The sequence below is a fragment of the Lewinellaceae bacterium genome (assembly GCA_020636135.1).
Lineage (GTDB): Bacteria > Bacteroidota > Bacteroidia > Chitinophagales > Saprospiraceae > JAGQXC01.
Map to the genome: position 1 here is coordinate 926310 of JACJYK010000001.1, position 20073 is coordinate 946382.

The window sequence follows — 20073 nt, forward strand, 5'->3', positions numbered from 1 at the left end:
TCAGGTCGTTAATACTACGGCAATAACATAATCGGCGAGAATGATCAGGATGTCGCTTAAAACAACGGCCTGGGTACTCGCACGTCCTAATTCTATACTGCCACCGGTCACGGTATAGCCATGGTAAGTCGAAACACAGGTCAGGATGATGGCAAAGACGAAGGACTTCACGAGCATCAGGGTAACGTTAAAGGGGACAAAGAAGGAACGCAGTCCCTGGATGTACTCTTCACTGGCCAGGAAATGGGTCGGTACCATGGTCAAATATCCCCCGGCTACGGCCAGAAATGCAGCAACAATCACCAGCATGGGGATAACGGTAATGGCGGCGATCAGCCGTGGCATGATCAGAAAGCCGGCCGTATTCACCCCCATGATCTCCATCGCATCGATGTGTTCCTTCTGGCGCATTCCTCCCAGTTCGGCAGCCATGTTTGATCCGACTTTCCCTGCTAAAACCAGACAGGTGAAGGTAGGAGCCAGCTCGATGATCGCTATATCCCTTACAATGTAGCCGATGTAATACCTCGGGATGAGGGTGCCATCCAGCTGATAGGAGAATTGGATGGCCGTAACGGCTCCGATGAATACCGAGATCAAACCTACGATCACCAGTGATCCTATACCGATGTCGTACATTTGCCGCACCGTTTCTTTCCAATACATCGACCAGCGCTCCGGCTTAGCGAATGCATTGCCCATCATGATGATAAACCGTCCAAAATGCGACAGCAGTTTAAGCATGCTACTTATTTTTCAGATCGTAACTTTGCGGGACAAAATAAACCATTATTAACCGTATAAAACGAAGTGTGGTCCATTTTCATGCCATTCCTTCGTCAAAGGTAACACATATCAAAGATCATGCGAGCTATCATTAGCGGAGGCACAAAAGGAATCGGACTGGCCATTGCAGAACAACTGGTGGGTGAAGGATATGATCTTGCCCTCTGTTCGAGGCAGGTGACTGACCTGATAGCTGCTCAAAAAAAACTCCTGCAGATCCGTACAGGTGCGGAAATCCTGATCCGGGAAACCAATGTCCGTAATAAAGAGGAAATAAAAGGTTTTGTTGATTATGTGCTGGGTAAATGGGATCGTATCGATGTACTGGTGAATAATGCCGGGATTTTTATCTCAGGAAAAATAACGGAGGAAGAAGATGGTGTGCTGGAAGAAATGATCGAAACCAATCTATACGGCGTGTATAACATGACCCGTGCCGTGTTACCAGCTATGCTGCCCTACCACCGCGGCCACATCATCAATATGGCTTCCATTGCAAGCATCATTGCCTATCCGAATGGCGGATCGTACTCCATTTCGAAATTCGGATTGCTGGGATTCTCTAAAGTATTGAGAGAAGAATTGAAGCCGGCCGGTATTAAGGTAACGGCACTCCTGCCCGGCGCCACCTGGTCCGATTCATGGTCCGGAGCGGATTTACCTTATGAGCGATTGATTGAAACACGGGATATTGCAAAAATTGTTTCATCCATATTAAGCCTGTCGGATTCAGCGGACATCGAGGAGTTGATTGTGAGGCCGCAACTGGGCGATTTATAATCTAATTGTATGTGTACAGTCACCTACCTGCCCTATAATGGTGGATTTGTAATTACTTCGAACCGCGATGAAGCACCGGATCGTTCTCCCCACGAATTATCACGGGTCCGTCTCGAAGAAGAGGTCATTGTATTTCCGAAAGATGTGAAAGCCGGTGGAACCTGGATTGCAGCAAGTCAATCGGGAAAAGTACTTTGCCTCCTCAATGGCGCTTTTGAAAAACACCACCACCGCCCGCCATACCGGTTAAGCCGCGGGCAGATGGCTCTGCAGTTTTTTGACTATCCAAGCATCAATGATTTTGTCCATGGATATGAATTTCAGGACATAGAACCATTTACCCTGGTGGTCTGGGATGGGGTAGAGCTAGCTGAGATTCGCTGGGATGTTCACAATTGCCTTCATTTTAAACAGTTGGATGCTTCTATGCCGGCAATCTGGTCCTCAAGCACACTATATCCACTGCCGGTACGGAATCAACGGCTAGCCTTATTTAACCAGTGGCTGTCCACTCATAGCAACTATGAACCAGCAGAGGTAAGGGCACTGCACACCTTTGGCCGGGTAGGCGACCCCACAAATGACCTGGTTATGGATCGCGATGGCGTGGTGCGTACTGTCAGTATAACCCAGGTGATTCTCCAAAAGGATACAACCAGCATGCATTACGAAGAATTGATCCAGAATGCTGAGGAAGAGATATCACTGCCTTTAACAGCCCTTCAACATCAATGATTGGCAGGATGGTATCAGATGTTTAAACCACCACAGACACTAAGTACCTGACCGGTAATGTAGGAAGAGTCATCGGACGCCAGAAATAGTGCCAGTTTGGCCACATCCTCGACCTTGCCCAGGCGATTCAGCGGTATGTTTTGCAGGTATTGTTTCATGGTTTCTTCGGAAAGTTCTCCCGTCATTTCGGTTTCGATAAATCCCGGAGCGATAGCATTGCAACGGATATTTCGGGATCCCAGTTCCTTGGCAATTGATTTCGTAAATCCGATGAGCCCGGCTTTGGACGCAGCATAGTTTGCCTGACCCGCATTTCCGAAAACACCCACTACAGAGGACATATTGATGATCGACCCGCTCCGGGCTTTCATCATCGGCCGCAGCACCTGTTTCGTGAGGTTGAATGCGGACTTCAGGTTGGTGTGGATGACCTCGTCCCATTGTTCTTCGCTCATACGCAACATGAGGGTGTCCCGGGTTATGCCGGCATTATTGATCAGTACATCAATAGTTCCAAAATCCTCCAGTACCTGCTTAACCAGTGCTTCCGCCTGGGTATAATCGGCTGCATCCGATGCATAGCCCTTAATGGTGACGCCGGAATCCTTCATGGCTCCGATGAGTTCGTCGGATGCCTGGTGGCTGGACCGGTACGTGAAGGCAACATGAGAACCTGCAGAGACAAATGCCTCTACAAGGCCTTTCCCTATGCCCCTGGTACCTCCGGTGATGAGTGTGACTTTCCCATTCATGTTATCAAAGATTTAATCATGCTGCCACAAAGTAATGGGTATTTCATCGTACTACCAAACCAGTGCCGACCAAGGTTGGTTTACCCAATCCATTTGCTCAGCATCCTGGCTAGAAATGATGCGCATGAAACCAATATGTCATTCTATTACACGGTCACATCGTGGTCTGACTTAAAAGTCATATTGCATTATTTACGTTATTTTTAGGGGAAATCCTCTGTAATGATTGCACTTCCAGTCTGGTCAGGTCCGATAACTCCCGGCATGCTTTCCATTTTGCCAATTCTATACGTAGCATGGTCCGACACGGTTCTCAGCCCTTCCGAGATGAGTTTGATCCATGACCGCATCAGCCGGATGCCCCATCTCACACCCGCAGAAAAGAAAGCATTAATCCAATGGGCTGACCCTGCGAATCCTCCCGGAGAGGAGATTTTCCGGGATTGGATAAAAGCCATGCAGGAGGCCTCTGGTAAATTAACCGGTAAGAAGCGATTGTCACTAGCAAAACTGGGCGTTGAAATGGCAGAGGCTGCAGCCAGAAAAGGAATGGATCCGGTCCATCTGCATCAGGTTTTGGATTCACTGCAGGAAATGGAGACGGCATTGGGGGTAACCAATCCAGAGAGCTACCGGCTTCTCGCTGGACGACTTAGTAACTACGGATCACTGGAGACGGAAGAACAACCTTCCTTCAGTGTCAAAGCGATGACTGCAGTACTCGATGACGATTATGCTTTAGAGCGTCAGCGACTGCGACGGTTGCTTGAGGACCCGGCTTTCAAATACCGCTATACCCGGGATAAAGACCGCCATCGCGAGCAGGTATTGTCCTGGTGCAAGATGCTGGCTCAACAGGGATATGGAGCTATTTCTTACCCGGAAGCATACGGTGGCCGGAATGATATGGGCAGGTATGCTGCAATCTTCGAAACATTGGCTCACCACGACTTGAGCCTGGTGGTCAAATTTGGTGTACAGTTCGGTCTGTTTGGAGGGGCCATTCTCCACCTGGGGACGAAGATGCACCACGATGCTTATTTACGGGATGCCGGAACACTTACCCTGCCGGGGTGTTTTGCGATGACTGAAACGGGTCATGGTTCTGATGTGCGGGGGATCCGGACGACCGCCCTGTACGATCCGGCAACCCGTGAATTTACTATTAATTCATCGGGGCCCGAATCCAATAAGGAGTACATCGGCAATGCATTGCACAGTCGCATGGCAGTTGTATTTGCTCAATTGAGCACGTTAGGCTCAGCACATGGAGTGCATGCGTTTCTGGTGCCTATGCGCGACAATGAGGGGCATGAGTTGCCCGGAATCCGTGTGGAAGACAATGGATACAAGATCGGACTGAATGGGGTGGATAATGGCAAAATATGGTATACCGATGTACGAATACCAAGGGAAAATTTGCTTAACCGGTTTGGATCGGTTGCTGAGGATGGTAGTTATGCCAGTCCGATCGAGAATCCGGATAAACGTTTCTTCACCATGTTGTCGACGCTGGTGGGAGGGCGCATTTGTGTTGGCAGGGCAGGGCTGTCAGCAGCAAAGTCCGGATTGACCATTGCCATCCGTTATGCCTTGCACAGGAGGCAGTTCAGCCCCGGACCTGATCAGCCTGAGACATTATTATTGGATTATCCCACCCATCAATGGCGGTTGTTGCCACGATTAGCCACGGCTTATGCACTGGATTTTGCATTGACGGATCTGACCCGTCAATACCAGGCTGCCCAGGGAGGCGATTTGCGGAAAGTGGAAACAAAAGCCGCCGGCTTAAAAGCATACACGACTTCTTTTGCTGTGGAAACCTTACAGGAATGCCGTGAAGCATGCGGTGGTAAGGGTTATTTGTACGAGAACCGGTTTGCCGACCTTAAAGGAGACACCGACATTTTTACCACCTTTGAAGGGGACAATACGGTGTTATGGCAGCTGGTTGCAAAAGGATTGCTGAGTGATTTCCGTCAGCAATTACACGATCAGGGAAATCTGGCGCTGGTGCGTTTGATCATGGAGCGGGTAACCACTTCCATGACGGAGAAAAACCCTATCATTACCAGGAACACCGATGCCAGCCATCTGCTGGACTCGGAATTTCTCCTTTCGGCTTTCAGGTACCGGGAGCGTAAGTTGGTACAGGGTGTGGCTGAACGCATGCGAAACTACCTTCGAAAACACATGGACGCGTACGATGCATTTCTCCGGTGCCAGATGCATATGGTCACCGCGGCAAAGGCATTTGTCGAGCGGGAAGTTCTGGAACAATTCGTTAAGGTGGTAGAAGACCAGGAAGACCCTGCTATCAAAGTTGCCTTACAGCAACTAAACCGGTTGTATGGATTGTACACCATTCTCGAGCACAAAGGCTGGTACCTGGAGGCAGGTTACCTGGAACCAGTCAAGACCAAGGCTATACGCCGGATGGTGCAAAAATTGTGCGCGGATATCCGGGTCGATGCCCTTGCACTGGTCGATGCTTTCGCTATTTCGGATGTCGTGCTGGGAGCTCCGATTGCCATCGGGTGATGTTTGGGTATACCCCCGTTTAACAATGGATTGTCATAGGTTGACCTTCCGGCCATCCTGGATCAGGATGTGGTTACCGGTTACCGCTTTGTAGGTGGCATGCGGGAAGATGGTTTTGAAAGTGCCGTCGTAAAACTGACTGGTATGATGACGGTCAGCTTCTGTATAAGCCAGGCAGTTGTAAAAGATAAGACCCTCACGACTGAGAAGCCTCCGGCAATTTTCCAGAAAGTCCATGGTCTGGCAAGCCTCGGGGATCCGGGCATTATCAAAGACATCGATGCAGATGAGGTCATACCTGTGGTTGTCCTGAGCCACAAAAGTGGCGGCATCCGTTACATACCAGGTGATAGGCTTCCGGAGTCTTGGTGCGGTGTATTTGACGGCTAGCTCAACTACCGCTTCATCCAATTCTACCGCCGTTATTTCAGCCTCCTGGTGGAATACATTCTGCAAAATAAGCGGTATAGACCCTAAGCCAAAGCCCAGGACCAGAACCTGGTCACAGCGAAAGGTATCCCAGCCTATGGTCATAAATGAAAGCCGGAAATTATCGTAGGCCTCATCAAACGAGTAAATGGCATTTTGAGTGCTTAACTGAAATTTTCCCCGGACCAGACTTACGTTCAGTTGAGGATTCAGATCGGAAGATGTTCGTTCCAGGGAAACTTCCCACAGGTAACTCAACCATCGTTTCCAGGCAGGTATTCTCATCACGAAGTATAAGATGCGCGATTGGTCTGGGTTTTCTGAAAAACAGCCTCGGTAATCCGGCTGTCGAGATCGCGGAAAGCCTGATTTTTTGAAGCATGGGCAGCTTCGGCTACTTCCTGCGCTTTAGACAGGTTATAGGTGAGGAAGCCATGCGGGCCACCCCAGGTAAATGGAGGTATGAATTTACGGAAATAGCCATCTCCGAATAAGTTGCAATACGGTCCGGCGACGGTTCCGGTGGTCAGCATGGTTTGGATACCCGTGCGGACGTGATCCCCCATGATGGTGCCGCAATAAGGGCTGCCGGTGGGGATGAATTTGTTTTCAGGATAACTCCAGACCGACACATCATCAAGGGTGTTTTTAAGATTGCTGATGGTGGTTCCGGCTCCCAGGTTGCAATACGATCCGATGACCGAGTTTCCAAGGTATCCGTCATGACCTTTATTGGAATAGGACTGCATCACGGTATGCTTGATCTCTCCGCCTCCGGTACACCCTGGTCCCAGGGTGGTGGGCCCGTAGATTTTGGTGCCCATTTTTAAAACACCCTGTTCACCCAGGCTGAAAGGTCCGCGGATCAGGCACCCTTCCATGACCTGAGCCCCTTTGCAAATATAGATGGGGCCTTGTTCGGCATTCAGGATGGAATGTTTCACCTGGGCGCCTTTCTCGATAAAGATCTGATCTGCCTGGATCAACTGATTGCTGGCGTCGGGCGATTGAAATGTTTTGACTTTCCGTAGCAGATCCACATCCCACTGCATGGCAATGGCATTGTATTGAAAAAAGTGCCAGGGCCGGTTCAGCTTAAAAAAAGGAGTATCACTGACCTGAAATCCATTGAGCTCCCGGATCGGCTCTTCCCGGATCAGCAGATCAAATTGACTGCGGGGAAACCGTGCGGCGATGAGGTCTTCACCCTCCATGATCGCCTCATTGATGTTCAACTGATCAACCAGTTTAATCAGCTCCCGTGAAGGCAAGTAGGCCGCATTGACCAGATAATTGTCGTCTTCGATATTGAGTGGATAGGCTTGTGCCAGATGATCCTGAGTGATGTAGGATGCTTTGCCATTCAGGAGTTGTTCCCATTTTTCCTTCAGGGTGAGTATGCCAATTCTAAGTTCACCGACAGGTTTGGTGAAACTGAGGGGAAGCAAATAGTCCCAACTATCATCATCAAACAATATGATGTTGCGGCTCATATTCCTTTCTTGGCTTTAAAAACGCATCAATTTGCGTGGCATTGTGTGATTGATTTTGGATAAAATGAAGAAAGCTGCCTGACCCGTCGCCAAGCAGCTTTCATCTATATCATTTTTGGATTGTATGATTACTCTTCCTTCTTGGCAAATCGGGAGTTTGCAAACTTCTTATTGAACTTGTCAATACGACCTGCAGTATCTACAAATTTCATCTTACCAGTGAAAAATGGATGTGACATGCTTGAAATCTCCATTTTGACCAATGGGTACTCTTTGCCGTCTTCCCAAACGATGGTGTCACGGGTAGGAGCACAGGAACGTGTAACGAAAGCTTTATCCACTGAAAAATCCTTGAACACAACAAGGCGATAATTTCCAGGATGCAAGTCTTTTTTCATCTTCAATTCAATTATTGGAGTGCAAAGGTAAAGTAAATTCCTCAATATGGGAATACTCAGACTTGAAAAAATATCAGGGTATAGTCGGTTAATCATTCCATCCAGGCCAAAATGCATCCCGGTAATGCCTTATGGCTGGAAGCTGACGGGAAGAAAGGTGAATCGCGATAATATCAAAGCGGATCTCCCACTGGTGATTATGCTGGATCATATAAGCTTCGGCAGCCTGCCACAACTTACGTTGTTTGGCCGGGGTTACAAAGGTCTCCGGCGTCCCATAATACAAGGATCGCCGCGTTTTCACCTCGATGAAAACCAAAATCTCACCGTCCAGGGCAACGAGATCCAGCTCCAGGTGACCATGACGCCAGTTTTTCGACAGGACCGGCCAGCCCATATTCTGGATCAGTTCCAATGCCAGTTTTTCGCCATATTCACCGGTTTGGAGGTGCTTTGCCATGGATTAGGGTAAGTTGACGTAAAGTTTAATATTGCCGTGTGATGGAAATGAAGATAACCTTTATTTTCGTGCTTGAATTTATTTCGCCTATGTTACCGAAAGTCAATCCACTGACGACTCAGGCCTGGCAAGCACTCGAATTGCAGGCTGATATGATACGGGATAAATTATTGAAGGCCTGGTTTGAGGAGGATCCTCATCGCGGTGAGACCATGATGATCCGTCACAATGAATTGATGTTGGATTATTCCAAAAACAGGCTGGACCAATCTACCCTGCAGTTGCTGGCAGAACTGGCATCCGCCTGCGGTCTGGAAGAAGCCCGCGCAGCTTTTTTCAGCGGAGAACTCATCAATGAAACCGAACACCGGGCGGTTATGCACCCTGCACTGAGGGCACCTCGCGACGCCCATTATTTTGTCGAAGGTGTCGATGTAATACCGGAAGTATACCGGGTACTCGATCAGATGGAAGCATTTTGCGCAGCCATCCACCAGGGAGTTACCAGAGGGAGTACCGGTAAAAAAATTACCGACATCGTAAATATAGGTATCGGCGGTTCTGATCTGGGAGCGGTGATGGTAACCGAGGCACTCCGCCCTTATTGGGTCGATGGAATTCAACCCCATTTTGTGTCCAATGTAGATGGAAATCACCTTTATCAGGTATTGCAGGAGGTGAATGCAGAGACTACTCTGTTTATTATTTCCTCCAAGACATTCACAACCCTGGAAACCATGACCAACGCTAAAAGTGCCCGGAAATGGTTCGTAGATCAGAGCGGTAATGAGGCCGCAGTCAAGGATCATTTCGTCGCTGTTTCCACCAATGCGGAAGCGGTGGCTGCATTTGGCATTGATACCCGGAATATGTTTGAATTTTGGGATTGGGTAGGCGGACGTTATTCGCTTTCCTCCGCAATAGGCCTCTCCATCGCATTGACGGTAGGTTTTAAAGCTTTCCGGGAGCTTCTGGATGGGATGCATTCCATGGATGAACATTTCCGTAAAGCTCCTTTGCTGGAAAATATGTCCGCATTGATGGGGCTTATCGGAGTTTGGAATATTAACTTTCTGAAGATGAGTACGCTCGCAGTCCTGCCATATGATCAGTATCTGCACCGGCTACCGGCGTATTTGCAACAACTGGACATGGAGAGCAATGGTAAATCGGTCGATCGTAATGGTCATCCGGTTCATTATGCTACCGGTCCGATCGTGTGGGGTGAAGCCGGTACCAACGGACAGCACGCATTTTATCAGCTGATCCATCAGGGAACGATCGAAATACCCAGCGATTTTATCGGCGTCGTTCAACCATCTCACCCGCTTCCCGGCCATCATAATTGGTTATTGGCCAATCTTATTGCACAATCACGTGCATTGATGCTCGGCCGTACCCGGGAGGAGGTGTTGGATAGTGGAGAAAAAGCCTCCGAAAAAGTAGTACCCCACAAGGTGTTTCCGGGTAACCGACCCAGCAATACCATACTGATGAAATCCTTGTCGCCATCTGCTCTCGGACAACTGATCGCGTTATACGAACACAAGGTTTTCGTGCAGGGCATTATCTGGAACATATATAGTTTCGATCAATTTGGTGTGGAACTCGGTAAAAAACTAGCGGTTCAAATCCATCCTTTCCTGGAGGATGGACGGACAGATGCATCCCTTGACTCTTCAACGAACGGATTATTAGCTGCCATTTATGACTGGAAGTAAGACCCCTCCCATTCCAATTCAGCCGACCATTCAGCACTATGCCTGGGGTGGTAAGGCCCTGATTCCATCCCTGGCCGGCATTCAGAACGATCAGGGTGAGCCATTCGCGGAATGGTGGATTGGAGACCATCCTAAAGCGCCTTCGATGGCTTTCTGGGACGACAAATGGCAGCCACTGGATCAACTGATCCGGAGTTCACCGGAATTTTGGCTCGGAGAACCTCTGAAATCCAGGTTTGGAGACCATCTGCCTTTCCTATTCAAGGTCCTGGATGTTCAGGATATGTTATCCATCCAGATCCACCCAACCAAGGCAAATGCTGAGATCGGATATGCCCGGGAGGAAAAACTCCGGCGTCCTTTGGATGCTTACGACCGGGTATTTAAAGATTCAAACCACAAGCCGGAACTCATGGTGGCCATTTCAGAATTTTGGCTGCTGCATGGATTTCAAAATGAAAAATCGCTCCAGCAGATCCTGGCGCGGGTACCGGAGTGGAAAGAGTTTCCGGGTATTCTTCGCAAGAAGCACGTGAAAGGGCTTTATGCACACATCATGCAGCTTTCGGATGCTAAGCTCTTTGATTACCTCAGTCCGCTGCGCGACCGAATATTACCGTCCTACCAGCGTGGTGAGTTAACCCGTTATCAACCGGAATACTGGGCAGCCAGGGCCTTTATGCAGTATGGCCTGGATCGTGGCATCTTTTCCATATTTCTGTTGAATCTGGTGTGCCTTTTGCCTGGCGAAGGCATATTTCAGGATGCAGGCATACCCCATGCTTATCTGGAGGGACAGAATGTGGAAATCATGGCCAATTCCGATAATGTCTTCAGAGGAGGGCTTACACCGAAATACGTGGATGTGGATCTGCTGTTACAACACGTGGATTCTCAATCGGTTGAGCCGGAGATCTTAAAAGCGGAGGACACTCCCAACGGGCGGATTTTTCATGTCCCAGTTCCGGATTTTAAATTGTACGAATACCGGTTAGAGCCGGGCCAGTCGGTTCAAATCCCTGCCGGAGCTCCGGGAGAACTGATCGTTATTTCCGGCCAGGGAAAGATCCTGCACGATAGCCGGAGCCGGGCACTTCGACCGGGTAGCGTTTTTTATTTATTGCCCGAGACCGATTGCCGGATTCAGGCAGATGATGTATTACTGGCTTATCTTGGGACATGTTGACCTGATCCTGCTTTTCCCTTTGGCACTAAAATAAAAAAGCCAGTCACTAGGGACCGGCTTAAGTCTTCGGGGTATGGTACAACCTTACTTGTACATGGACTCTTTCTTGAATTCTTTTACCAACAAGTAATAAAAGATCGCGCGGTATTTGTTCCGGTTGCTGGATCCGAATGTATCCACAACTTTAGCAATTGCTTTGTCCAGTTCCGGACCATCTTTCAAACCAAGTTTCTTGATCAGAAAGTTCTTTTTTACCCGCTCAAGTTCCTGAGGATCTCCACTTGAAACTTTACTGGCATCATTACGGTAAATGGAAGGACCACAACCTTTGGTAACGGATTTCAATAAAGCGCCATCGACAGTTTTTATGCCAAGTTTGTCTTTCATCTCCTTTTCATAAAGACTGACGCATTCATCAAATTTGCTCATAATTAGGATTTTTTAATGATTGATTGCAAATAGAGAACGCACGGAATGTCCTTGCGTGTATCAAATGTAAAGATTAATTAATACAATACCTATTTTTCCAGGTTTTGTAGGGTCAGAGCGGGGATTAACACCGGGTTGGTATCAGTTCAATTCCAAAACGATGGGGCAATGATCGGACCCCATAACATCCGGAAGCATGTAGGATGCCCTGATCTTTGGCACCAGGCGGTTACTTACTACAAAATAATCGATCCTCCAGCCCACGTTACGTTCCCGGGCTTTAAACATATAATTCCAGTAGGTATAAGCTATGGTATCGGGGTGAAGATGACGGAAGCTGTCTACCCAGCCGGCATCGAGTAAATTTTGAAACCCATCGATTTCAATCTGCGTATATCCGGCGCTTTTATTGTAGTTGCTTTTGTCATTGGCCAGATCTATAGGCCGGTGAGCCACATTCAGATCGCCCGTCAGGATGACCGGTTTTTTCTTTTCTAGCTCTTTCAGAAAAGACAGGAAGTCGGTATCCCAGGTCTGCCGGTAATCCAGCCTGACCAGCCCTCGACCACTATTGGGAACATAGGTGTTCACCAGATAGTAGTCTGTAAATTCAGCGGTGATAACACGACCTTCGCTGTCGTGGTCGGTTACCCCCATGTCGAAAGACACACCAATAGGTTCAACCCTTGAAAGTATGGCTGTGCCTGAATATCCTTTCTTGTCCGCAGAATTGATGTGAATGTGATAGTCGCTCCATTCGCCAAGTTCAGCAAGTACTTCATCATCCTGCGCTTTCGTTTCCTGCAGGCATAAGACATCAGGTCCCGCATGCTTCATGGAAGCATCAAAGTCTTTTTTGCGTGTTGCCCGCAGGCCATTCACATTCCAGGAGACGATCTTCATATTCAATACATTGATGGATGCTCAAAAATATAAAAAGCCGCAGATACCCGTTCGACTAGGTTGAAATTCACGGGTTGCAAACTACTTTTTTCCTATCTTTTGCATGATTAAAGTATCGCAACAAATGTCCTATATTTTAGCCCTTGACCAGGGAACGACCAGTTCCCGTGCCATTCTTTTTGATCAGAACGGTGCAATAACCGGTGTAGCTCAGCAGGAGTTCACCCAATATTTTCCCAAACCCGGATGGGTGGAGCATGATGCCGAAGAAATTTGGGATACGCAGCTCCAGGTTGCCCGTGAAGTCATCCGGAAATGCAACATCCAGGCCGGGGAGATCAGAGCAATCGGTATTACCAATCAACGTGAAACCACCGTCCTGTGGAACCGGAATACCGGTAAGCCCATCCACCATGCGATCGTCTGGCAGGATCGGCGTACGGCATCGATATGCGATGAGCTGAAAGCCCAGGGGCTGGAGGATTATGTGCGGCACAATACCGGGCTGGTAATCGATGCTTATTTTTCCGGGACCAAGATCAAGTGGCTATTGGATCATGTGCCGGGAGCCCGCCAGCTGGCTTCCGAAGGTGCTTTGTGTTTTGGAACCATAGATACGTGGCTGATTTGGAATCTGACTCATGGAGCTTGCCATGTTACCGATTACAGCAATGCCTCACGAACCATGGTTTTTAATATCGATCACCTTAAATGGGATGACCGGCTACTCGGAAGCCTGGATATACCGTCATCCATTCTGCCTGATGTACGTCCCAGTAGCCAGGTCTATGGAACGACCCATCCAGCATTGTTCGGTGACACCACAATTCCAATTGCGGGTATAGCGGGGGATCAACAGGCTGCCTTGTTTGGGCAGGCTTGCTTTGAAGCAGGTATGGCAAAGAACACCTATGGGACCGGGTGCTTTATGCTTATGAATACCGGAACAGAACGGGTGAGTTCGCACTCCGGCTTGCTGACAACCATTGCCTGGGGACTGAACGGAGAGGTGGTTTATGCCCTGGAAGGCTCCATATTTATCGCCGGCGCTGCCATCCAGTGGTTGCGCGACAGCCTGAAGCTTATCGATGAATCTCCAGATAGTGAATATTTCTCCTTTAAAGTGACCGATACCGAAGGTGTCTATGTCGTACCTGCATTTGCCGGATTGGGGGCGCCTTATTGGGATATGTATGCCAGGGGAGCCATATTTGGCCTGACAAGGGGATCTACCAAAGCTCACATCATCCGGGCCACCCTTGAGTCCTTGGCCTATCAGACCAGGGATGTGCTCGATGCCATGCAAAATGATGCCGGCATTCAGCTGCATACCCTGAAAGTTGATGGAGGAGCCAGTGCAAATAACCTGTTGATGCAGTTTCAGGCTGATATTCTCAATGTACCGGTCGAAAGGCCAGTGATCATTGAAACCACAGCCCTGGGAGCAGCCTACCTGGCTGGTTTAGCTGTTGACTTCTGGACTACGGAGGGGATCAGAAAGCAATGGGCACTGGATAGAATTTTTAAGCCGGATATGGAGGATACTACAAGAAATTCCCTGTATCAAGGATGGCAAAAAGCTGTTTCACGCACCATGGGGTGGTCAAAAGATGCGTGAAAAAACAAAACTTACTTTTAACAATTTGTAGTAATTTTCATTTGTATCAAATTCAATTTGTTACGGATAAATATTAGCCCTATTTCTCACATAAAGTTTCTTCAATTTAAGGCTAAAATTTAACTAAAAAGTGCTCACAATGAGCTACTTAAATAGGTTACTTCGCTATAACCTTCAGTCTTACCTGAGGCTTGTAATCCCGTGATATACCGATGAAATGGTCACCATTGTGGCACATTCTTTGGTACATATTTAGTGAATTTTACACTTGAATTATGAACTCATATCCTTTACGTCTGAGTTTACTCCTACCATTATACCTTTTAACCGCGACATTGCTCCCGGCCCAAAAGGTTCAACTTACCAGACTCTGCCAGCCAGCAAAGACCATTTATGTAAACAATGGTGATACCCTTGAAAAAGAAATCAAGACGGATCGTTGCGACATGGTCGTAGGCAATGTCACCAACTTACAAAAAGGCTATTATCATTGCATATCGGTGACCAAGGTGTATCCTCAGGATCCCAAGATGATGGTTGAATTATCACTCACCCCCAATTTCATTATTGGTTATCCCAATGATAAATTCATTACCGGACGATTATTGATATTCAGTGGTGACCTGGATGAATCGATCTTTACCAATACCTATTGTTACTCACCCAATCCAAGCCAGCCGACTGCCAAAGTGGATACCCTATTTGACAGTCAGAAAAACGGAAGCAAATTTAATACACTTCATGGGTTTGACCGGATCATGAGTAAAGCAGATGATGGCGCTTTGACGGTAGTCATTTATCTCTTGTCACTCGACCTTGGCAATTTTGAATTAAGAACAAACCTGGTGTCGCGTGGTCCAGCCGCAGAATGCATCCTTGCTTGCCACGACGATGTGACCATTTCACTCAATTCAACCTGCAGCCGGATTGTATCACCGGGTGATGTCCTGGCCGGATACGATCCCATAAGCTGTCAGGATCTTATCCTCATGCTTGAATATCCATATCCATTTTACAAAGATTTATACCCTGGTCGCAACATCGTTGACGCATCCCTGGTCGGCGAAACCATGATTTATAAGGTTATTGACCCGTATACCAATAACTATTGCTGGGGCAACATCAAAGTTGAAGACAAGTACCCACCCCAGATGGTCTGTCAGAATGTTACGGTGAGCTGCCTGAACCTGGATGAACAGGTACACGCGGTGACAACGAGTGACAACTGCCGGCTCTATGGAGATCCCCGAATGGACATATTGTCGATGAAGTGGGTCGGTTACGACTGTGGTGTGGATACCATGTTCCTTGGATATGTGGCACGGCAAACCCGCGTTACCGATGTCTGGGGCAATTATCGCAATTGCTCTGATACCTTGTTCGTATGGCGTGAGACCCTGGACTCTCTGGTTTGTCCACCGGATACACTGATTGATTGTACGACAGAAGTAGCGCGTAATGGTAAATATGTGGAGTTGCTGTGGAATACCGGCAAAAATGGGGATACCTACCTGGATGCCCAGGGATTTGCTCATCCCTGGCCGACCAAGGATGATGGATATTTCCCTGCGCCGAAATTGTCCAGTGTAGACACCACGCAGCCCGATGCTTACTTTCTTCCGGACCATACCGATACCGGTCCGGTATTCAATCAGAAATCAAAATGCCAGTTCATTGCGGAATACGAAGACTTTGTAATTCCAACCTGTGGAAAATCCTATAAGATCCGTCGCGTCTGGACCATCTACGACTGGTGTACTCTTACGGATACACAATGTGTGCAATGGTTTAAAATGGTGGATCAGTCCGGTCCGGAACTGGACCTGGATTATATCTCCAATCTCGATGGGGGTAACTGCAGTGACCTGGAAGTAATGCGCTATTCGACATTGGTCAATAAAGCCGTCGCTTCTCCGGCCTACCTGCTATGTGAAGTCATTGAGTCAGGTAGCGATGCACACGATTGTAAATCCACGGTTACCCTTCCGGACCCCCGAAAGTATGTCGAGAAAGACTGTGATGATGTCCTTGAAGTCCTTTATGAAGTAGAATATCTGGATCCTGCCCATCCTGGTAAATCCATTGTTCAGCAAGGTAAGATCACTCCGGGCGGTACAGCTCATATCTACCTTCCGGATGGATGGCATTGCGTTACCTACACCATTCGTGACCGTTGCTGGAATGAAACACAGCTTTTGCAAGGGGTGAGCGTCTTTGATAATACACCTCCGACGCCGGTCTGTGATGAAATAACACAAACCACTCTCGATCCGGATTCTTGCTGGGCACGGATCTACGCAAAAGATCTGGATGATGGCAGCCACGATAATTGCTGCGACCAGTTGCATTTCGCAGTGGCCAGCATGGATACCATCACCTATTGGAGGGAACACTGGCATGATTACATCGTGAATTGTGTCGGACATTATACTTATCTGGACAATCAGCAGTATTACGATGATTTGATTGAAGAATGGATCAATGTCTTTGTTTTTGATGATTACATCGACGTGACCGAATGTGGCAATGAGATGCTTGTCATGCGGGTTTACGAAGCTTGCGGTCAGCCCCTTTACGACGACCATCTCTTCTATGGAGGAGAACATGAATGGTACTGGTGGAATTTATCCGCAGATTTTGCTTCTTATTATTTATGGCGCCTCAATGATTACATTCATTACGGTGACCCGCGGCCCGGACTGATCTGTGATGATAGATTCCAGGGAGGTATTGGTTGGGATAATCCTCTATATGGCCAGGAATGTGCTTATCAGCTGAACGAACATGCGCCATACCTGGAGACATTCTGTGCTATTGTATTTAATCCGGCATCAGCCCAATCCGAATGGGAAAGCCGGGTGGCACAGCCTTATGGATCGGAAACACAGGTGACCCGGACTTTGATGGCCAATAGCCGCTGGCACTTCCCGCACCTGTACAACGATTGCATGATTGAAGTGCTGAAGGATGATAAACAACCCCCGGTTGTTCAGGCAGCTCCGGATATCTATGTTTATTGTGATGGAGTGCCTTATGCAGGTGTCATTACCGTGGCCGGAACCCGGGTCCACTGGGAGGGAGCTTCTTTTGCCCATGACATTTGCTCTGAATCGGACGACCTTTTGTCAAGCTGCTCTTCCATTGCGGATATTTATGCACCAGCTGCGTATTGCGTCAAGGTACCCTGGGATAGTGAATACGGATATTACCACGGTTCTGCTTGCGGTGATGCCTACCATTATACCGGAAAGCCATCCTGTGATGATTATTCAGCATGGTACGATACATACAGCTGGCAACCCACTTATTGCAGGGTTTGGCTGATGCTGGATAGTTACGATCGCGAAGAAGGCGCCAAGCCCAATCCACGTGACTATTTTGATGAAACAGCAGGTGACTGGGTGATCAGCGACAACTGCTGGTATCCTGATGTGGAAGAAACCATCGAAGGTGGGTTGAATGAATGTGGCATCGGTACTTTGTATAAAACAATAACTGCGACCGATAAATGCGGTAACCAGTCTTCTGACCGGCAAACCTTGCATGTGGTTTCCCGCTCCGATTTCGAGGTGATCTTCCCTACGGATGTGCTTGCTTATTGCGATGAAGACGGGTTAGATCTTACAGCTACACCGGAAGGAGCAGGTTATCCAGAGATCAGTGACGACGATTGTGAACTGATCGGAGTGACCTATTCGGATGAGAAATACGATATTGTCGAGGGCGCCTGTTATAAGATACTCCGGACCTGGAAAATAGTCGATTGGTGTGTTTATAGTCCGGACCTGCATCAGCATTATCCGGACATCATTGTCGATGACCGACTGGTAGCCAGTGACGACCGCTGCTGTGTGCACCGTAACCTGAAAGACGACGGAGACGGCTTTATGACTTATCTCCAGGTCATCAAAGTTATTGATGATAATGCTCCGGTCGTTACATGCAATGTTCTGCCTGAAGGTTGTATCTACGACGCGAATTGCGATGAGACTCCGGTATCGTATGATCTTGGAAGTGCCACGGACATTTGTACTCCCGCCGGTGACTTGCGATATCGTTATATCGTCAAACCCTACGAGAAGAATGTTCCAGCAGCCTACATCTATGGACAAGGACACGTTTTGAACGGAACCTATCCGGTAGGCACACATGGTGTATGTCTGATCGCTTCAGACCTTTGTGGCAACGAGGATACATGCTATACAACGTTTACGATCCGGGACTGCAAGAAGCCTACTCCTTATTGTTATAATGGCATTGCTACAGTGATCATGCCTACTTCTGGTTCAGTCGATATCTGGGCAATTGACCTGGATGCCGGCAGCTATGACAATTGCACTCCAAAGGATAAACTGCGGTTCACTTTTGGTCCGGTAAACCCCGACGATGATCCTCTGTATGATCCCGACATGAGAAGTTCTTACCGCACCCTGACCTGCGATAACATTGGTCAGATCAGTGTCACCATTTATGTTTGGGATGAGGAAGGCAACTACGAATTCTGTGAAACCTATATGCTGATTCAACCAGGTTCTGATGCTTGTCCAGATATCAGCCTGACTACGCTGGAAGGTCAGATCACAACCAGCCAGTCGGTGACAGTAGAGTTTGTTAATGTTGGATTGGAGAACTCCAGTAATTCGTACCCTTCATTCGATACCAAGGCGGATGGTAAGTTTGTCTTTACGGGATTGCAGGGTCAGAAAACCTATCGGATCGTACCGGAACGTAACAATGACTTTACCAATGGTATCAGCACCCTGGATATCCTGGAAATACAAAAACATATTCTGGGTGTTAAACCACTCAACGGGCCTTACAGCCTGATCGCTGCTGACATTAACGGAGACCGGAAACTGTCGGCTATCGATCTGGTGCAACTCAGAAAAGTGGTACTCGGTGTAGTGGAAACATTGCCCGAGGACAAGAGCTGGCGTTTCTTACCTGCCGGTCAGACATTTGCCAATAATCAGGCACCATGGGAATACACCGAATCGACAGAAGTGACGGTAGATGATCAGGCACAATTGGAAGCCAATTTCATCGGAATAAAAATAGGTGATGTCAACAACTCAAATAAGGCCAATAGCCAGCAATTGCAAGGCGCTGAGGTACGTGATCACCAACCATTGGTTTTAGAGATTGCCGATCAGTCCGTAGTGGCTGGGCAGGAAGTGGCCATCAACATCATGGCTAAAGACTTCAAGCAAATCGAAGGATTCCAGTTCACGCTGGCAGCTCGTGACCTGGAGGTACTGGGGACCGAGGCCGGAGTATTGCAGGTTACACCTGACAACTTTGGGATGAATAGAAGTAAAGATGGCATCCTCACAGCAAGCTGGAATGAAGTTTCTCCGGTTTCTGTCGCGGATGGTACCACCTTGTTTACGGTAATGGTGAGGGCTTTAAAAGATGTTAAGTTGACCGATGCACTTGTATTGAACAACAGCATTACGACCACAGAAGGTTATCAGAATGGTGATATCATCCATATGGAGCTGAAAGCCAATGAAGAGCTGTCGGGTATCGATATCAATCAGTTTGCATTGCTGCAGAACAACCCGAATCCATTTAATGGTGAAACGTCAATCGGATTTGTATTGCCGGCGACCGGTACCGCAACATTGCGTATCATCGATGTAAATGGTAAAGAAATATACCGTGAATCCGGGTCCTATACACAGGGTTATCACCGGGTCACAATCAAGCGTAAAGAATTGCATTCCAGTGGAGTATATTATTATCAGCTGGAAAGTGGTTCAAACGTTGCCATCAAGAAGCTAGTGGTTATCGACTAATACAGTTTGTTAAAATTTGTTTTGGGAAAAGATAAAGGGGATCT

General features: G+C 48.0%; 15 protein-coding genes. 7 read left to right on the forward strand and 8 right to left on the reverse strand.

All coding sequences use genetic code 11. The features are described from left to right. Positions 1-744, reverse strand: a complete 744-nt coding sequence (locus tag H6570_03470; GenBank protein MCB9318316.1) for an ABC transporter permease — start codon at positions 742-744, stop codon at positions 1-3. Positions 745-864: 120 nt separating this feature from the next. Between H6570_03470 and H6570_03475 the strand changes: the two genes are divergently transcribed. Further along, entirely contained in the window at positions 865-1566 is a 702-nt protein-coding gene (locus H6570_03475; GenBank protein ID MCB9318317.1) for an SDR family oxidoreductase, read from the forward strand. A gap of 9 nt (positions 1567-1575) precedes the next feature. After that, positions 1576-2301 (forward strand): NRDE family protein, encoded by a 726-nt coding sequence (locus H6570_03480; protein ID MCB9318318.1) that lies wholly within the window; start codon positions 1576-1578, stop codon positions 2299-2301. Between the two features lie 14 nt (positions 2302-2315). On the opposite strand, the gene fabG is transcribed toward H6570_03480, so the two are convergent. Then, positions 2316-3053, reverse strand: coding sequence for a 3-oxoacyl-[acyl-carrier-protein] reductase (gene fabG / locus H6570_03485; protein MCB9318319.1), 738 nt, complete (start codon positions 3051-3053; stop codon positions 2316-2318). A gap of 222 nt (positions 3054-3275) precedes the next feature. On the opposite strand from fabG, the gene H6570_03490 reads away from it, so the two are divergent. After that, complete coding sequence (locus H6570_03490) at positions 3276-5594, forward strand: acyl-CoA dehydrogenase family protein (GenBank protein MCB9318320.1); 2319 nt, start codon at positions 3276-3278, stop codon at positions 5592-5594. Between the two features lie 33 nt (positions 5595-5627). Here the strand turns inward: H6570_03490 and H6570_03495 are convergent, their stop codons facing one another. The 4 genes from H6570_03495 to H6570_03510 all read right to left on the reverse strand — a co-directional run bounded on the left by H6570_03495 (position 5628) and on the right by H6570_03510 (position 8374). Then, positions 5628-6308, reverse strand: coding sequence for a hypothetical protein (locus H6570_03495; GenBank protein ID MCB9318321.1), 681 nt, complete (start codon positions 6306-6308; stop codon positions 5628-5630). Beyond that, on the reverse strand, positions 6308-7516 hold the full coding sequence (locus H6570_03500; protein ID MCB9318322.1) for a glucose-1-phosphate thymidylyltransferase: 1209 nt from the start codon (positions 7514-7516) through the stop codon (positions 6308-6310). The genes H6570_03495 and H6570_03500 overlap by 1 nt, the downstream gene beginning before the upstream one ends. A gap of 128 nt (positions 7517-7644) precedes the next feature. Beyond that, positions 7645-7914 carry a type B 50S ribosomal protein L31 gene (locus H6570_03505; protein ID MCB9318323.1) on the reverse strand — a complete coding sequence of 90 codons (270 nt, stop codon included), beginning with the start codon at positions 7912-7914 and terminating at the stop codon, positions 7645-7647. A gap of 88 nt (positions 7915-8002) precedes the next feature. Continuing rightward, complete coding sequence (locus tag H6570_03510) at positions 8003-8374, reverse strand: YraN family protein (GenBank protein ID MCB9318324.1); 372 nt, start codon at positions 8372-8374, stop codon at positions 8003-8005. An 89-nt stretch (positions 8375-8463) separates the two neighbouring features. On the opposite strand from H6570_03510, the gene pgi reads away from it, so the two are divergent. Further along, a complete protein-coding gene (gene pgi / locus H6570_03515; protein MCB9318325.1) occupies positions 8464-10095 on the forward strand; it encodes a glucose-6-phosphate isomerase in 1632 nt (543 codons plus the stop codon). Continuing rightward, positions 10082-11281: a mannose-6-phosphate isomerase, class I gene (gene manA / locus H6570_03520; protein MCB9318326.1), complete on the forward strand. Its 1200-nt coding sequence runs from the start codon at positions 10082-10084 to the stop codon at positions 11279-11281. Before pgi ends, manA begins: the two co-directional genes overlap by 14 nt. A gap of 84 nt (positions 11282-11365) precedes the next feature. On the opposite strand, the gene H6570_03525 is transcribed toward manA, so the two are convergent. Both H6570_03525 and xth read right to left on the reverse strand, forming a co-directional pair. Then, positions 11366-11710, reverse strand: a complete 345-nt coding sequence (locus H6570_03525) for a DUF2853 family protein (GenBank protein MCB9318327.1) — start codon at positions 11708-11710, stop codon at positions 11366-11368. 141 nt (positions 11711-11851) lie between these two features. Next, positions 11852-12613, reverse strand: a complete 762-nt coding sequence (gene xth, locus H6570_03530) for an exodeoxyribonuclease III (protein MCB9318328.1) — start codon at positions 12611-12613, stop codon at positions 11852-11854. A gap of 124 nt (positions 12614-12737) precedes the next feature. Here xth and glpK point away from each other — a divergent pair, with 124 nt between their 5' ends. Together glpK and H6570_03540 are read left to right on the forward strand one after the other, a co-directional pair. Next, on the forward strand, positions 12738-14231 hold the full coding sequence (glpK, locus tag H6570_03535; GenBank protein ID MCB9318329.1) for a glycerol kinase GlpK: 1494 nt from the start codon (positions 12738-12740) through the stop codon (positions 14229-14231). Positions 14232-14506: 275 nt separating this feature from the next. Continuing rightward, positions 14507-20029: a T9SS type A sorting domain-containing protein gene (locus H6570_03540; protein MCB9318330.1), complete on the forward strand. Its 5523-nt coding sequence runs from the start codon at positions 14507-14509 to the stop codon at positions 20027-20029. Positions 20030-20073: the final 44 nt, after the last annotated feature.

What these genes read in the sequence shown, in the direction of transcription:
- H6570_03475 (MCB9318317.1), top strand. Translation starts at nt 865, where the DNA reads ATGCGAGCTATCATTAGCGGAGGCACAAAAGGAATCGGACTGGCCATT.
- xth (MCB9318328.1), bottom strand. Translation starts at nt 12,613, where the DNA reads ATGAAGATCGTCTCCTGGAATGTGAATGGCCTGCGGGCAACACGCAAA.
- pgi (MCB9318325.1), top strand. Translation starts at nt 8,464, where the DNA reads ATGTTACCGAAAGTCAATCCACTGACGACTCAGGCCTGGCAAGCACTC.
- manA (MCB9318326.1), top strand. Translation starts at nt 10,082, where the DNA reads ATGACTGGAAGTAAGACCCCTCCCATTCCAATTCAGCCGACCATTCAG.
- H6570_03500 (MCB9318322.1), bottom strand. Translation starts at nt 7,516, where the DNA reads ATGAGCCGCAACATCATATTGTTTGATGATGATAGTTGGGACTATTTG.
- H6570_03490 (MCB9318320.1), top strand. Translation starts at nt 3,276, where the DNA reads ATGATTGCACTTCCAGTCTGGTCAGGTCCGATAACTCCCGGCATGCTT.
- H6570_03495 (MCB9318321.1), bottom strand. Translation starts at nt 6,308, where the DNA reads ATGAGAATACCTGCCTGGAAACGATGGTTGAGTTACCTGTGGGAAGTT.
- fabG (MCB9318319.1), bottom strand. Translation starts at nt 3,053, where the DNA reads ATGAATGGGAAAGTCACACTCATCACCGGAGGTACCAGGGGCATAGGG.
- H6570_03505 (MCB9318323.1), bottom strand. Translation starts at nt 7,914, where the DNA reads ATGAAAAAAGACTTGCATCCTGGAAATTATCGCCTTGTTGTGTTCAAG.
- H6570_03480 (MCB9318318.1), top strand. Translation starts at nt 1,576, where the DNA reads ATGTGTACAGTCACCTACCTGCCCTATAATGGTGGATTTGTAATTACT.
- H6570_03470 (MCB9318316.1), bottom strand. Translation starts at nt 744, where the DNA reads ATGCTTAAACTGCTGTCGCATTTTGGACGGTTTATCATCATGATGGGC.
- glpK (MCB9318329.1), top strand. Translation starts at nt 12,738, where the DNA reads ATGTCCTATATTTTAGCCCTTGACCAGGGAACGACCAGTTCCCGTGCC.
- H6570_03510 (MCB9318324.1), bottom strand. Translation starts at nt 8,374, where the DNA reads ATGGCAAAGCACCTCCAAACCGGTGAATATGGCGAAAAACTGGCATTG.
- H6570_03525 (MCB9318327.1), bottom strand. Translation starts at nt 11,710, where the DNA reads ATGAGCAAATTTGATGAATGCGTCAGTCTTTATGAAAAGGAGATGAAA.
- H6570_03540 (MCB9318330.1), top strand. Translation starts at nt 14,507, where the DNA reads ATGAACTCATATCCTTTACGTCTGAGTTTACTCCTACCATTATACCTT.